Origin of the sequence: Rufibacter roseolus (assembly GCF_017916365.1) — a bacterium.
Taxonomy (GTDB): Bacteria; Bacteroidota; Bacteroidia; order Cytophagales; family Hymenobacteraceae; genus Nibribacter; species Nibribacter roseolus.
The window spans coordinates 1220616-1235320 of the sequence record NZ_JAFMSU010000002.1 but is presented as its reverse complement, the minus strand read 5'-3'; the positions used below and the strand labels follow the sequence as shown (position 1 = coordinate 1235320).

13 protein-coding genes and 3 tRNA genes are annotated in these 14705 nt (G+C 51.4%); 6 read left to right on the top strand and 10 right to left on the bottom strand.

Annotated elements, in window-relative coordinates; genetic code table 11:
- Positions 1-281: 281 nt before the first annotated feature.
- The 9 genes from J3P35_RS14105 to J3P35_RS14065 all read right to left on the bottom strand — a co-directional run bounded on the left by J3P35_RS14105 (position 282) and on the right by J3P35_RS14065 (position 11093).
- Positions 282-1496: a beta-ketoacyl synthase N-terminal-like domain-containing protein gene (locus J3P35_RS14105; protein ID WP_210465219.1), complete on the bottom strand. Its 1215-nt coding sequence runs from the start codon at positions 1494-1496 to the stop codon at positions 282-284.
- On the bottom strand, positions 1493-2815 hold the full coding sequence (bioA, locus tag J3P35_RS14100) for an adenosylmethionine--8-amino-7-oxononanoate transaminase (RefSeq protein ID WP_210465218.1): 1323 nt from the start codon (positions 2813-2815) through the stop codon (positions 1493-1495). Before bioA ends, J3P35_RS14105 begins: the two co-directional genes overlap by 4 nt.
- A complete protein-coding gene (gene bioD, locus J3P35_RS14095; RefSeq protein ID WP_210465217.1) occupies positions 2805-3458 on the bottom strand; it encodes a dethiobiotin synthase in 654 nt (217 codons plus the stop codon). Before bioD ends, bioA begins: the two co-directional genes overlap by 11 nt.
- Positions 3407-4570, bottom strand: a complete 1164-nt coding sequence (locus J3P35_RS14090) for an aminotransferase class I/II-fold pyridoxal phosphate-dependent enzyme (RefSeq protein WP_210465216.1) — start codon at positions 4568-4570, stop codon at positions 3407-3409. Before J3P35_RS14090 ends, bioD begins: the two co-directional genes overlap by 52 nt.
- A gap of 9 nt (positions 4571-4579) precedes the next feature.
- Positions 4580-5614 carry a biotin synthase BioB gene (bioB, locus tag J3P35_RS14085; protein ID WP_210465215.1) on the bottom strand — a complete coding sequence of 345 codons (1035 nt, stop codon included), beginning with the start codon at positions 5612-5614 and terminating at the stop codon, positions 4580-4582.
- A 617-nt stretch (positions 5615-6231) separates the two neighbouring features.
- Entirely contained in the window at positions 6232-7560 is a 1329-nt protein-coding gene (locus tag J3P35_RS14080; RefSeq protein ID WP_210465214.1) for a toxin-antitoxin system YwqK family antitoxin, read from the bottom strand.
- A 70-nt stretch (positions 7561-7630) separates the two neighbouring features.
- Positions 7631-8815, bottom strand: a complete 1185-nt coding sequence (locus J3P35_RS14075) for an acetyl-CoA C-acyltransferase (protein WP_210465213.1) — start codon at positions 8813-8815, stop codon at positions 7631-7633.
- A 404-nt stretch (positions 8816-9219) separates the two neighbouring features.
- Positions 9220-10128, bottom strand: a complete 909-nt coding sequence (locus tag J3P35_RS14070; RefSeq protein WP_210465212.1) for a tetratricopeptide repeat protein — start codon at positions 10126-10128, stop codon at positions 9220-9222.
- Positions 10125-11093 (bottom strand): VWA domain-containing protein, encoded by a 969-nt coding sequence (locus tag J3P35_RS14065; RefSeq protein WP_210465211.1) that lies wholly within the window; start codon positions 11091-11093, stop codon positions 10125-10127. Before J3P35_RS14065 ends, J3P35_RS14070 begins: the two co-directional genes overlap by 4 nt.
- Before the next feature lie 282 nt (positions 11094-11375).
- Between J3P35_RS14065 and J3P35_RS14060 the strand changes: the two genes are divergently transcribed.
- From J3P35_RS14060 to J3P35_RS14045, 4 genes are all read left to right on the top strand, one after another.
- Positions 11376-11463 (top strand) — tRNA-Ser (locus J3P35_RS14060).
- Between the two features lie 112 nt (positions 11464-11575).
- Positions 11576-11649 (top strand) — tRNA-Pro (locus tag J3P35_RS14055).
- Between the two features lie 65 nt (positions 11650-11714).
- Positions 11715-11788: transfer RNA gene (locus J3P35_RS14050), tRNA-Arg, on the top strand.
- A 125-nt stretch (positions 11789-11913) separates the two neighbouring features.
- Positions 11914-12309, top strand: coding sequence for a hypothetical protein (locus tag J3P35_RS14045; RefSeq protein WP_210465210.1), 396 nt, complete (start codon positions 11914-11916; stop codon positions 12307-12309).
- A 33-nt stretch (positions 12310-12342) separates the two neighbouring features.
- Here the strand turns inward: J3P35_RS14045 and J3P35_RS14040 are convergent, their stop codons facing one another.
- Entirely contained in the window at positions 12343-12504 is a 162-nt protein-coding gene (locus tag J3P35_RS14040; protein ID WP_210465209.1) for a nuclease A inhibitor family protein, read from the bottom strand.
- 59 nt (positions 12505-12563) lie between these two features.
- Here J3P35_RS14040 and J3P35_RS14035 point away from each other — a divergent pair, with 59 nt between their 5' ends.
- Both J3P35_RS14035 and J3P35_RS14030 read left to right on the top strand, forming a co-directional pair.
- Complete coding sequence (locus tag J3P35_RS14035; protein ID WP_210465208.1) at positions 12564-13154, top strand: YceI family protein; 591 nt, start codon at positions 12564-12566, stop codon at positions 13152-13154.
- A gap of 300 nt (positions 13155-13454) precedes the next feature.
- Complete coding sequence (locus tag J3P35_RS14030) at positions 13455-14624, top strand: tetratricopeptide repeat protein (RefSeq protein ID WP_210465207.1); 1170 nt, start codon at positions 13455-13457, stop codon at positions 14622-14624.
- Positions 14625-14705 lie beyond the last annotated feature (81 nt).

Genomic DNA, 14705 nt, shown 5'->3' with positions numbered 1-14705 from the left:
TAATTCGGTGAACAGAGCCTTTCGCCGGACCAAATAGAGTAAAACGTTAGTAGAAATACGGTTCGTAAAATGGTAGGTTTATATAAACGGCTGGTTTTTAGAATAAAACCTATAAACACGTGGACATACAGTTTTGTTTTGTCCAATGATTGGATATCGCAGGAAAGGAAGAGGATGGTGTAAAAAGTGCAATAAGTACAAATTGTAAAAGGGTTTTTAAAACGGATAAATGCTGAAAAGCAACTTTTGAAAGGTATTTCTGGACCTTACTTGTAAGAGGTTTATTTAGTGATTAAGGTAAATAAGAGGCTTGCGGCATTGCCGCCAAAACCAGCTGCATTCACCATAATATGATGAGGATGAGACGAGGGGTTAACCCTATTACTTTGGTGGGCTCTGGTCCAGAAATGAGAAAGTAACAAAGCAATCCCCATTTCAGCCGATAAGGCGCCGGAGGCACCCAGTGTGTGGCCTATCTGACTTTTGTTAGAGAAGAAATCAGGGGCGTTTTCACCAAAGACACTGTCAATGGCCGCCAACTCAGCAGCATCGCCGGCTTTAGTGCCGGGGGCATGCAGCACCAGAGCGTCTAAGTCGGCAGGCGAAAGGGCAGCTTGCTGTAAGGCGTCGCGCATGGCTGCCTGGAAGTGAGATCCCTCTTTGGAGATGCCTGTTTTGGAGGGGCTGCGTTCGTATTTCATTCCTACGGCTGTCACAACTACTGCTTTCTCCTGCCCAAGGGCTTCCAACTCTTGCTGGGTCATTCTTTCCAATGCAAAAACGGCAGCCCCTTCGCCTAAAACAAAGGTGTTGTGTTCCTTATTCAAAGGGCGGCAAGGATGATCATCGGCGGTAAATTTGGAGTAGATGCCGATGGATTTCATCTGCGCAATTGTAAAAGAAGTGAGGGGAGCCTCAGTGCCGCCTACCAGAAAACGTTTCGCCATGCCGGACTTGAGCCAGGCAACCCCGTTGGCGAATGCTTGTAACGCAGTGCTGCAGGTAACCGAATGGCTGATGAGCGGCCCTTGCGCCTGCAGGTCATTGGCCACCCAACTAGCCACGTTCCCCAGGGTTGTACTGGGCGAGACACCCGGCGAAAGCCGTTTTTCGGGTGTTTTCAGGAAATCGGCGTGGAAATGCTCAAACAGACCGGTAGCGCCTCTGGAAGAACCAAGGTTGATGCCTACCGGTAATTCTTCACCCATGGTCCAACCTGCCTGTGCTACTGCCTGCCGGGCCGCTAAAATGGCTAACTGCACTGAGCGGTCAAGTGAATCATAAACAGGATTTTCCTGTAGTAAATCTTGCAGCAGGTTTTCGGCCGCAAGGGAAATTGGAGCCACGGGAGTGTCATTCCCCAGGTGGTCTAAGGTTGTAAAGGCGGTTTTACCGCTGGTATAGGAGGCATATACTTCTTCCGGGGTGCCTCCCAGCCCCGATATTGATCCCATTCCCCGGACCACAATCCATTCCTGATCCCCTCTGCTCTTCATCTGTTTTCTGGGTGATTTTCTCTAAACAAGGCTAAAACGCCTGCACTACTAAAATTTCGCATCTGCTCCATGACCCCGTACACTTTTTCAAGTTGGGCATTGGTGATGCAATAAGGCGGAAGCACGTACACAATGTTGCCCAAAGGCCGCAGCAGTACGCCGTTATCCAGGGCTAAATTGTATAACTGGTCCCGCAAAGAATGGAAATAGGAGGTTTGCCCCACTTCAAACTCAATGGCCAGAATGGTGCCGGTTTGGCGAAAAGCTTTAATTCCCGCTCTGCCTTCCAAGGTCTGGGCGAAGGCAGCGTGGGAAGCGCTGATTCTATCCAGGTTCTCCAGAAATGATTGTTCCTCCACCAGATCCAGGCTGGCCAAAGAAGCAGCGCAGGCCACCGGGTTGGCGGTATAGGAGTGCCCGTGGAAAAAGGTCTTGGTCTTGTCGTCGCTCAGGAAAGAATCATAGATGGCCTGCGAACTGGTGGTCACGCCCAGAGCCATGGTGCCGCCGGTAAGCCCTTTGGAGAAGCACATCAGGTCTGGTTCTTGGCTCAGGTAATCGCAGGCGAAACGCTTGCCGGTTCTTCCAAAGCCGGTCATGACTTCATCAGCGATGACGAGTACACCTTTGGCCCGGCAGCGCTCCACCAAGCGGTTTAACACCTCGGGCGAGTACATGACCATTCCGGCAGTGCCTAGTACCAGAGGTTCAAAGATGAAAGCGGCAATGTCATCGCGTTCCAGCAGTTTTTCCAGTTGCGCCAAGGTCTGTTCTTCTTCGCCGGATACCGGCACTGGCAGAAATTCCACGTCAAAAAGATACTGCTGGAAAGGACGGGTAAAGACCGACCGTTCGCTCACCGACATTGCCCCGAAGGTATCGCCGTGGTAGCTGCCTTCAAACGCAATGATCCTGGTCTTGTCCTGGCCCTGGTTAAACCAGAACTGCAAAGCCATCTTAAGCGCCACTTCCACGGCCGTAGACCCGTTGTCTGAGTAAAAGACCCGGGCTTGGTTCTGGGGCAAGAGCTTGAGCAACCTTTCTGCGAGTTCTACGGCGGGAGCGTGGGTGAACCCTGCGAAGATCACGTGCTCCAGAGTGCGCAATTGCTGGCTTACCCGCTCCGCGATGTGCGGGTGCGCGTGCCCATGGATGTTCACCCACCAGGAGGAAACGGCGTCAATGAACTCGCGGCCATCCTCGGTGAAAAGGACGGCGCCTTCTCCGCGCGTGACCCCAATGGGAGGGGGAGCCGTTTGCATCTGGGTGTACGGGTGCCAGTTCACCAACTGGTCCCGCTCCGAAAGGCTATTGTGCATGGTTGGTTAAATAATCTTGTAGCGTCTTCGCGTACCTTGATACCGTGTTTTGATCAAAACTTTCTTCCTGCAGAATGCGGGGAAAAACCGGAAGCTGGGAGTAGTTTAAGATGAAATCTTCTGACGAAGCGTTAGGCACCCCGTTGAAGACAACGCCGGCTACGCCGATGTTTCTGCTCTTGAGCACCTCCACCGCCATCAAGGTATGGTTTATACTGCCCAGATAGTTTCTGGAAACCAGTACCACTTCCAATTGCAATTGCTGAATGAGGTCCAATACCAGGTCCCGCTCGTTCAACGGCACCATCAGGCCCCCAGCGCCCTCCACCACCAGGTTGTTTTTAGTGGCAGGCAATTGAATTTCCTCCAGTGACAGCCGGATGCCCTCTGCGGCAGCGGCTGTGTGGGGGGAGGCTGGCATCTGTAGGCGGTAGGCCTCCGGGTGAAAAACAGTACGAACGTTGGAGATCAGGCTTCGAACGGTGTGGGTGTCTGAGTCTTCCAGGTTTCCAGCCTGTACGGGTTTCCAGTAATCAGCCTGGAGCGCTTCGGTGAAGATGGCGGCGGCAATGGTTTTACCCACATCGGTGCCTATGCCTGTAATGAAATATCTTTTTGGGTGTGCTGATGAAGCAGGTTGCATAATTTTTGTACTTGGGCTTTGGTATTATAGGCGTGCAGCACCAGCCTGAGGCGCTCCTTGCCCGCTGGAACGGTGGGGCTGAACACTGGCCGCACGTCAAATCCCGCTGCCTGAATATGGTTGGCCAATTTCCGCAGCGCCACCGGATCTGGCAATTGCCAGGCTTGGATAGGGCTGCCGTCTTGCCCCTCTTTTCCGGAAAACGAAGCCAAAACGCGTCCGTCTTCCAGGAGTGAATGATAATACTTGGCCAGTTCCTGTACCTGGGTTCTTTCCTGGGTCAGGGAGGGAAGTAACCTGTAGGCTTGCCTGATGGCCGTTAAAGAGGCTAATGGCAGGGCAGTGGTGTAGATGAAGGGCCGACTGAAATTTAGCAGAAACTCCTGCAGTTCCCTCGGACCAACCACCGCGGCTCCGTGTGCCCCAATCGCCTTCCCGAAGGTCATGATGCGGGCAAACACCTGCTGCTCCAGCTTCAGTGCGGAAACCAAGCCTTCTCCGTTAGGGCCGTAGATTCCGTTGGAATGCGCCTCGTCCACCACCAGGTACAGGCCCTGTTCCTGGCAAAGCGAAGCCAACTCCATTAGCGGCGCGAAGTCCCCGTCCATGGAGTACAGCGACTCCACAGCTACGTACACATCGCCTTGGACCCGCTTTAGCTTCTGGCGGAGATCGTCTACATCGTTATGCCGAAAGGGGAAACTCTGCGCGAAACTGAGCCGGATACCTTCTTTCATGGAGGCATGGCTGGCCTCATCGTAGAAGATGGTGTCGCCGCGCTGGGGCACCGCCGAGAAGAATCCGCAGTTGGCCACGTACCCCGAGTTGAAAAGCAAGGCTGACTCCCCATGGTGGAAATGCGCAAGCTCTTCTTCAAGTTCCTGGGCGTAGCGGGTATTGCCGCTCAGCAGGCGGGAGCCGGTGGCGCCGTGGGCCGGTTGTTTCCCTAATTCTTCGGCTATATTTTGAGCCAGAACCTCTGATGCCGCTAATCCCAGGTAATCGTTGGAACTGAAATCCACCAAACCTTTAGGGGGAAGGGTAAGACTCCGCAGGGTTCCTTTCTGCACTCTGGTTTCCAGCTGGCGCAGCAGACGTTCCGGCACCTTCATGGCAACAGTTTATTCAGCCGCAACCGCTTCAGCAGGAGCGTCAACAGTTCCGCCGCAGGCAGTTTCGGCTTTGAAAGACTTACGCGGGTTGAGACCCAGCAACTCAAACATGGCCTTGTCATCGGCGAAGCCGGGGTTAGGCGTAGTCAACAGTTTGTCACCGGAGAAGATGGAGTTGGCGCCTGCCAAGAAGCAAAGGGCCTGCTCGCTCACCGGCATTTCCTGTCTTCCGGCGGATAAACGCACCATGGTTTTTGGCATGAGGATGCGGGCAGTGGCGATCATGCGCACCATCTCCCATACGCTCACGCGTGGTTGCTCGGCAAGCGGTGTCCCTTCTACTGGCACCAGCGCGTTCACTGGTACGCTTTCCGGGTGCTGCGGCAGGTTGCTGAGCACGTGCAGCATGGCAATACGGTCATCGTCGGTCTCGCCCAAGCCAATGATGCCGCCGCTGCACACGGAGATACCGGCTTTGCGCACGTTTTCAATGGTGCCCAGGCGGTCGTCGTAAGTACGGGTAGTGATGATGTTGCTGTAGTTCTCTTCTGAGGTATCCAGGTTGTGGTTGTAGGCGTAGAGACCGGCTTGTTTCAGACGCTCAGCCTGGTACTCGTTCACCATTCCCAGGGTGCAGCAAACTTCAAGACCCATCTCGTTTACGCCTTCCACCATTTCCAGCACGCGGTCAAAGTCACGGTTGTCACGTACCTCGCGCCAGGCGGCGCCCATGCAGAAACGGGTAGAACCGCCTTCTTTGGCTTTGCGGGCGGCATCCAATACTACCTCGTTGCTGAGAAGTTTGTGCGCCTGCACACCGGTATGGTAACGGGCCGCTTGCGGACAATAAGCGCAGTCCTCTGGGCAACCCCCAGTTTTTACGCTAAGCAGCGTGCACACCTGCACCTCGCCGGTAGCCTGGAATTGTTTGTGAACCTGTGAGGCCTCCACGATGAGTTCCAGCACGGGTTTATAGTAGATGGCGCGTATTTCATCCATGGTCCAATCCGTACGGAGAGGGGCGGTGTTCAGGGCGTCCGTCATATTCTAAAAAGTGTGGTTTAGGCGGCTAAAGTACGGCGGAAAAAGCAATAGGAGAAATTTTTTAAACCTAATGCTAACCCTTGTTAGGTTATTTTTAAGCTTGTTTTCTGAAAATCAGGCAGAAATCAAAAGAAGTAATGGTTCATATTAATTTGTGAGAATAACCACATTGATAATAAAAACTAGTTTTAGAACCTTTAGGGATGGATAGAGGGATTTAAGAGACCAAGAATCAATCTTGAATCTGTTTTATTTTGGACGTGAGAATTCATACGCATATAGGCCCCTTTAAAGCTCTGGATGACTTAAAACTACAGATTATGGCGTTCCCGAAATGTTAAGGCAATCCCTTATGGTTGCCCTTGTTTTTGGCGGAAGGTAAACGGTTCCTCAAGCCAATTGGTCATCCCCCCGACTCCCTTCAAAGGGGGGGCGGGGTGCGTTGGGAGCATTGCTGAAATCTTTTTCTGGGAAAGAACTTCTATGGCAGCAAAATTATGATGCTTTGTAAAAGACGAAGCCCATGTGGAATTTAATTCCTGCATGGGCTTCCTGTGTTTCAGGCCTGTTTTCTGAAAATCAGGTTTAAAACCGAACTCGGCAATCAGCAATAAAGCCTACTTCTTATCAGCTATTACAACCTGGCCGTTGCGGTATTCTACTTTCTTGGTGGGTTTTCCGTTCTCGTCGAAGTAGGTCCAGGTGCCGGTTTCGCGGTTGTTGCGGAAGGTGCCGGCCATTTCGGTTTTACCGTTCTCGTAGAGCTGTTTGAAAGTGCCGTAGCGCAGGCCGTCTTTGTACAGGGTCTCTGATTTCACCTTGCCCGATGGGAAGTAGGTGATGAGGGTGCTCACAATTTTGCCGTTCAGGTACGTGGCTTTGGATTCAACCTGGCCGTTGTCGTGGTAGGTGAGGCGCTCACCGTTGATGCGGCCGTTCTTGTAGGGTTCGGTGGTTTTGGGTTTCTTGTTCTCGTGGAATTCCTGCCAAGTGCCCACCCGTTTGTTGTCTTTGAACTCCTCCTGCGCGGCAATAGCCCCGGAAGGGTAGAAGCGGGTGATTTTGCGGTCTTTCTCGGCGTTGCCGTACCGGATTTCCTCTTTCAGTTTTCCATTCTCGTCAAAGGACTGGGCCAGACCTACCCTGATGCCTTTGCTGTAGGTGAGGGTTGCTTTACGCTGGCCGTTTTCATAGTACGCCACTGAGGTGCCCTCGGGCTTGCCCGCCACCACGCTGCCTTCAGTCATGAGTTTGCCGGAGCGGTAGTAGGTTTTGAACTTGGCCGGTTTAGAAGGGCCATCGCTGATGGTCTCGGTCTCCAGTTGGCCGTTGTCATAGTAGGTCCGGTAGCCACCCTCAATCATGCCGTTGCGGTAATTGGCCTCCGACTGCTTTTCGCCGTTGGGGTGGAAGGTGCGCGAGACGCCGCTCTGCGCCTTCTTGGCATAGGTGATCTCAGAACGCAGCTTGCCGTTGGAGAAATACTCTTTCACGGTACCCTCTGGGAAGCCCTCCACAAAGTTTGCTTCCTGCTTCAGTTGGCCGTTCTCATAGTAACTTTTGAAAGGACCATTCTGCAGATCGTTCAGGTACTGGCCTTCCTGTAGTTTGTTGCCATTGGCGTAGACCGCTGAGAAAGGTCCGTTTTTTTTGCCTTCTTTATATGGTACCGTCAGTTTGGGTTTGCCGCTGGGGAAGAACTCGGTATAGAGGCTGTCGCGTTTGCCTTCCACTACTTTTACCATGGCCTCCAGTTCGCCAGTAGAGTAGTATTTACGGTAATAGCCGTGCATCACGGAGTCCTCAGTTCCTTTGATGAAGTACACCTCCTTGATCGCCGATTGCAGGGAATCATGGTAGGTGACCACGCGGGTCTGGGCCTTGGACTCCAGTTTAAAACCCAAGGTGAGCAGCAGAAACGCAGATAAAAACAGAATCCTTTTCATGGATACAAAACAATAAAAAAAGCCTTACTTATAACGTAAGGCTATTTTGAATTAGTATAGTTCAAAAGGCTTACACCCGCTCCAGCACGATGGCCGAGGCCCCGCCGCCGCCGTTGCAGATTCCGGTAACCCCAATCTTGCCGTTGTTTTTGTGCAGCACATTGATGAGGGTAGTCACAATTCTGGCTCCCGAGGCTCCCAATGGGTGACCTAGGGATACCGCACCACCGTACACGTTCACGTTGCCGCCTTCCAGGCCCAACTTCTGGTTGTTGGCCAGTGATACCACTGAGAAAGCCTCGTTGATTTCGTAAAAATCAACTTCTTCAGGCGTTACCCCTGATACCTTCAAAGCTTTTGGAATGGCCAGGGCCGGTGTGGTGGTAAACCATTTCGGCTCCTGTTCGGCATCGGCGAAGCCGCGGATCTTGGCGATGGGTTTCAGGCCCAGTTCCTCGGCTTTCTCTTTGCTCATAAGCAACAGGGCCGCTGCGCCGTCGTTGAGGGTAGAGGCGTTGGCCGCCGTTACAGTGCCTTCCTTATCAAACACCGGACGCAGGCCCGGGATCTTTTCAAAGTTCACCTTGCTGTATTCCTCATCTTCGGTGATGAAGATGGATTCCTTTCCTCGCTGAGGAATTTCTACGGGCACAATTTCATCTTTTAAGTAACCAGCTTTAGCCGCGGCGGCAGATTTACGGTAAGAGTTGATAGCGTACTCATCCTGCATCTCGCGGGTGATGCCCAACTCGCGAGCGGTATTTTCCGCGGCGCTGCCCATGTGGTAATCATTGTAGACATCCCAGAGGCCGTCTTTCACCAGGCCGTCAATCATCTGGCCGTGGCCCATCTTCGCCCCGAAACGGGCTTTGTCCAGGTAGTAAGGCACGTTGGACATGCTCTCCATTCCACCAGCCACTATGATGTCTTTGTGGCCCAGCATGATGGCCTGGGAAGCGAACATGATAGCCTTGGAACCCGAGGCGCACACTTTATTGATGGTGGTACATTCCACTTCGTATCCCAGACCAGCGCCAATGGCTGCCTGCCGCGCGGGCGCCTGGCCCACGTTCGCTGACAACACATTGCCCATGATCACTTCCTGTACCAGGCTTTTGTCTACCCCGGCTTTCTCCAAAGCGCCTTTGATAGCGATGGCACCCAACTGAGGAGCCGTCAGGCTGGCTAATGCCCCGCCAAAACTCCCGATTGGCGTACGAACCGCCGAGATAACGTATACTTCTTTCACTTGCATAGCAGTAGTTTTTCTGGATTATCGGTTTGAAATTAGGAGTTCTCTAAATAAAAACCAAACGCTTGTTAGGTTGAAAGGGTTCTCTCCTGTAAAACAAAAGTCTGCAGCAGGAAGGTGCAAGGCAGTAGGTGAAAATTTCAGGAAAGGGCCCTTGGCTGAAGTTGCCTCATTTCTGACTTGTTTTCCAGGAATCAGTGCCGAAACGGAAAGGTAATACTCCTCGCCCAGGTTCAAAAGGTAAAGCTTCTCTACACCTCACTGCTGCATAGGCAACCCTCACCAGTTCTTGTAAGTCTAACCCTTCGGCAGTTAAGTCTATAACTTCTTCTAATGGCTACTTGTGATTTTAAGCCTAACTGTTTTATGGCACATTTTACAAAAAGAGCCATAAAACAGTTTCTCATTTACCAATCCGGGGTATTCTTGTCGGCTGGTTTGGAGGTTTTGCGAGGCAACTGCTGCAGGTATTGGGCTTCTTCCTGCCGCATAGCGTCCAGGAGCTGGCGGGCTTTCTCGGGGGAGAGTTGCAGTTTTTTCAGGCGCTCAAAGCGGGTCTGCAGCAGGGCATCCTCTTCGCGGGCAGCCTGGCTGCTTTTTCCGCTTCCGCCTGTAGCATTGCTGTCTGGCCGTCCCTCGTTGCTGTAGCCTTTGTTCAGCCCCTCGCTTCTCCCGAAATTCTCCTGCCTGGAATCATTGCCCTGGCCATTCTGCGGTGTGGAGGGGCCTCCATTGGCGGTATTGCCTGCGCCTGTGCTTTGGTCAATGTTAGGAGCACCTGCTGCCGAACTGCCATTTGCATTTGGTTGTCGGGAGCCGCCCGGCCCGTTCTGGTTTATTCTATTTTGGGGTGGTTTGGGACCTTGCCGCTTTTCTGGGTGCAGCAACAGGTATTTCTGGAGCAGTTCAAAATTGTAGCGCGCCGTTGCATTCGTTTCCCTGGCTTTAAGGGCTTGCTTGCAAAAATCAATGGCTCTGGTGTAGTTTCCTTCCTCAGCCTCAATCACGGCCAACTGGGTAGCCACCGTGGAGAGTAATTCTTTGTCTTGCGTTTTGAGCAAAGAACGGTACAGGGGCGAGGCCTGGGTGTACTCACGCAGGTGAAAGTAGGAGTGGGCCAGGTTCAGGGTGACGGTAGCGGGTGACTTGCCGTCTTCGGCCTCGCGCACTTTTTCATACAGTGCCGCGGCCTGCTGGTACTCCTTCTTTTTGTAGGCGGCCTCTGCCTGCTGACTGAACTGGTTCCGCTGGGCAATGCGCTGGAAACCGTCAAACGGCAGGGAGACAAGTAAAACAATAAACCACCAGTAATTCATATCTTAAGCACCTGTATCGTCCATAAAACATCCAGCGCGATGAGCAGCAGGGCGGCCAGCAGGGGATAGAGGTATTTATTGGCCGCTACTTCCACCACCTTGGCCTGGCGCAGCTCACTTTTAACGGTATTGACGGCACTCAGCAGCCGCGGCATCTCACTTATGTTCTGATTTATCTCAAAGTAATTACCTTTAGTACGTTGGGCTACCTCCTTCAGAACATCGGCTTCCAGCTTGGTGAGCACCGTCTGGCCTTTGCCGTCTTTCTTAAAGGTACGTCCCTCAGGAATCTTTCCGCCTGCGTAGGTGCCTATCCCAACGCAGTACACCCGCACCCCCTGGTATACCAACGTAGACACGGCTTCCTGCACATTCTCCCCAAAGGTTTCGCCATCAGAGAACACCACCAGTATTTTGGAGCGTTCCGTCTCACGGCTGGTTTCGGTTTCCCTGAACTTCTGGCTAGCCAATTGCAGGACCGGGCCCAACTGGGCAGCCTCTGCCGGCGCCAGCGAGGTGCGCATAGATTGCACAAAGAGGTCCAGCGCACCGTGATCATAGGTAAGCGGACTGAGCACAAAGGCCTCGGAGGAAAACCCGATGAGCCCAATGCGGTCAGCGTTGGAGTTTTGGATAAACTCCTGTAGTTCCAGTTTCACCTTCTCCAGCCGGGAAGGGGGCACATCCTGGGCTTTCATGGACTGGGACAGGTCCACCGCCAGGTAAACGTCCTTACCGTTGGTCCTTATTTCCTTGGTCATGGCCCCAAAAGAAGGTCCCAGCAAGGCCACTACCAAAAGCCCCATGTAAATACTCCTGATAATGGCTTTGATGTAGATGGTGTTCGCTTTCTGGGAAAACTGCCGGGCCAGCCTCTTAATCCTGAACAGGTATCCGCTGTAGAGCACCCCAAACAGGAGAAAGAAAAAAAACTCCATGGAAGTAAATGGCAAATACCAGGTCATAGAAAAAGGCCAGTGCTTTAAAGTGCGGCGGCAAGTTATAAAGAAAGAAACAAATGCCCTTGTGCCTTCCTTTTGCTAATGCAGTGCTCGTGCAAGTGGGAAGCAAACATGAAACGTCTGGCGGGAAAATAAATTTTAAAAAAATCTTTGGGTCTAAGCCATTGTCAGAGAAGCGGATGGTGCGCTGCGGGGCAGAGAAGGGGAAATTTTTTTAGGCAGGGCTTTGGTAATCTCATTTTAGTTCGGCTATATTTGCACACTCTTTAACAGAAAGGGATGCCCGGAGAGATGGGTGAGTGGCTGAAACCAGCAGTTTGCTAAACTGCCGTACCTCTAAAGGGTACCGGGGGTTCGAATCCCCCTCTCTCCGCGAAGTTTTTTTGAAAATAAATTTTGAAAAGAAAACTTCATTTAATATCTTTGCACCGCAATTACGGAGAACGAAAGGTTAGAGAAGTTGGTCGCTTTGTAATTGCAGGACTCGGGGTGTAGCGTAGCCCGGTATCGCGCCACATTTGGGATGTGGAGGTCGTAGGTTCGAATCCTGCCACCCCGACGAAAAAAGATGAGTAATGTTGGATGACTAAAAAGACATTCTCCATTACTCATTTTCGTTTCGATGGTCTCGTAGCTCAGCTGGATAGAGCAACTGCCTTCTAAGCAGTAGGTCTTTGGTTCGAATCCAAACGGGATCACTTCAAAATCAGCCACTTATAAGGTAAAACTTGTAAGTGGCTTTTTTGTTTGCAATAGCCTCAGCAATGCCCTTGCAACGAATGTGGCTCAGGTGCCGTTTTCTGATTGACTCAGATAAACATCCATGATCATCTACAACAGCGCCTTCCTGACCCTTGATTTCGATCCTAGCATGGACATCCTGTCTGTTGCCATGCAACCCATGAACGATATTCTAATACCTGAAATCAACCGGTCGTTCGCCATTATTGTAGAGAACGCAAGGAACTATGACATCAAAAGGCTCCTGTTTGACGCAAGGGAAACACGGGTTGATGTCCAGGAGGAAGTATTCGCTCCGGTCATCACCCAGTTCGTGTTGGATTTGGCAACTACCAGGGTGCAGAAGGTCGCCCGCGTCAGCTCCACCAGCGTCTTCCGGGAACACGTGGTAAGAAAGGTGTTCAATAATAACGTGCTTCCTATCCAGTTCGAGAGTTTTTCAGAGATAGAACCCGCAATAGAATGGCTTAAGCACTAGCTTGCTATGGTTCCCCTATGGTCACGTCTCTACCTACGGGATCTTCAACTCGGAAAGCCGGTTCTCAGGAATCCAGCCCAGCACATACGCTTCCATCTGTATCTGACCATTGCGGTATACCTTCACAAAGGTAAGTTCAAGTTGAAGGTCTCTAAGTTGCTGGAAACGCCCTACTTCAAATTGCTTCTCACACATCTTAGTTATGTCGCAGGAAGGAAGGTAGCTTCTGCTCCTTGATCGGAGAGTCTATGGGTTTGCCAAGGAACCTGACCAGCTGCGAAGAGACAGAAGAGATCACCAAAACGCCTTACGCCATAGAAGAAGAAAATTCTACCGTTAAATGGAAAGGCTACAGCCCAACCTTGTACCACGACGGCTCCTTTAAAGTGAGCAGCCCGGGCGTGGAGGTGGTAGACGGCAAAGTGAAATCCGGGACGTTCACCATTCCCATTGCCTCCATCCAGAACTTCGATTTGCCTGACCACGTGAGGCCCGCCTTGCTGGAGCACCTCAAAAGCCCCGATTTCTTCAACATGGTCCTGCACCCCAATGCCTCCTTCAAGATCACTAATGTTCAGCCGTTGGCTTCTTCCACTGGTGGGGGAGTAGTTAACGCTAACTATACCGTTACCGGAGATTTTACGATGTTAGGCCAGACGCACGCCATCACCTTTCCGGCTAAAATCACGCTGGAAAGCAACAACATTGAAATGAAAGCAGATTTCAAATTGGACAGAACCAAATGGGGCATGATGTACGCCGCAGACCCGGCCCTTGGGGAGCCACCACATCCTGCCAGAAGTAGACATTTCCTTAACTGTAAAGGGCCATCGGCGATAATTTGAAACTGGTAACTTCCTTTCGCGGATATTTACAGAATATGTGATAGAACGTGTAGGAGGTAGTTTCTGAAAAACAACGCAAAACCCAGCAGGAAACCGCTTCTCTTAAGTGAAGAGCGGCTTCCTGCTGGCTTTTGCTTTAGGCCTACTTTTCCTATTTCGGCTTTAAAACACATCTGAGATACCAATTTCATACTGTGTAAAAAAGCGCTGATGTGAGCCAAATGAAAGGGAATAGTTGTTATATGTTTATTTTTCTATATTTATTTTGGAAAAATTAAGCTATACCCTAATTGATTGAAGATGAAGAGACATGTATTCCTGCTAGGTTTCCTGTTGCTGTTCGCGCCGCTGATTTTTGCCCAGAGCTCACAGGATGATTTAGATGCCTATGTGAAACGATTAAAAGATTCTTATGCTACCGGCGGAAGTGAAACCGCCTTTATGTCTGTAGGTTCTGATTTTTTGTACGCCCAGGGGTATTTTGAAGCTAAGAACTACTCCTCTGCCGCAGATGGTTTTATGCGGATAGTGGGGGCAAACAAGGACCATGTGTTTGCCAACTACCAGTTAGCCATCGCCCTAATCAGGCAAAACGACCCTTATAAAGCCAGGCAAGCGGAACAGTACCTGGACCATGCCTTCAAACTGAACCCATCGCTCAAAGAGCGATATGCCAAAGATGTTCCAGTTCAGCAAACATCTTCCGCGGGTCAAACTGAAAAAACTGGCCCAAAGAGTACGGAAAATTCTAAATCTGAACCCACCAAAGCTGCTCCTATTGGTTTGGAGGCGTACATAGACAAGCTAAAGTACTCTTTTGCCACAGGCGGAAAAGAAACCCAGATGTTATCTGCCGGGCAGGAAGCCATGGCGGGTATTCAATACTATGAAAAAGGAGAATACGGCAGTGCCGAAACCCGGTTCAATCTTTCATTGGCCGTAGATGCGGTGAATCCTTATGTGAATTACTTGAAAGCCGTTTCCATGGCTGCCCAGGGAAAAGAAGGAGCTGCAAAGCCCTTCCTGCAAAAAGCTGTAGCTGGTGACTCTTCCCTGCAGCAACGGTATGCGGGTGACCTCAGCTCCGCCAAAGCCGCCTGGAGCAAGTTCAATGCGGCTAAGGAAGTGAAAACAACGCCTGCCGCTAAAATCACCTATGGCGGACCGCTCCTGTACGGCAACTACACCTGCCACCAGTCGGTGTGGAATGGGCCCAATGCCAGCCCGGCTTACCGCTTTGACTACAAAGGATATTTTGCTTTGAAGAAAGATGGCACCTACCGCTGGTTAGACAACGGTGGAACCGGCAAGTACAGGTACAATCCTAAAACGGGCGCTATCACCTGGCTTTCGGGACCCATGAAGAACAATGCTCCAACTTCTTCCAGATACCAGCCAGGTACCAAAGTAGCCCAGGTAACTGTGGAGTTTTCCAAAGATTACCGCTGGGAGTGTGGGTGTAATAAATAGGAGCAAGGATTTTTTAAACGCACCTTTACATTGTTAAGGGTGTATTGCGCAGCAGCCTGTTTTAAGAGAGGTTTTACCAAA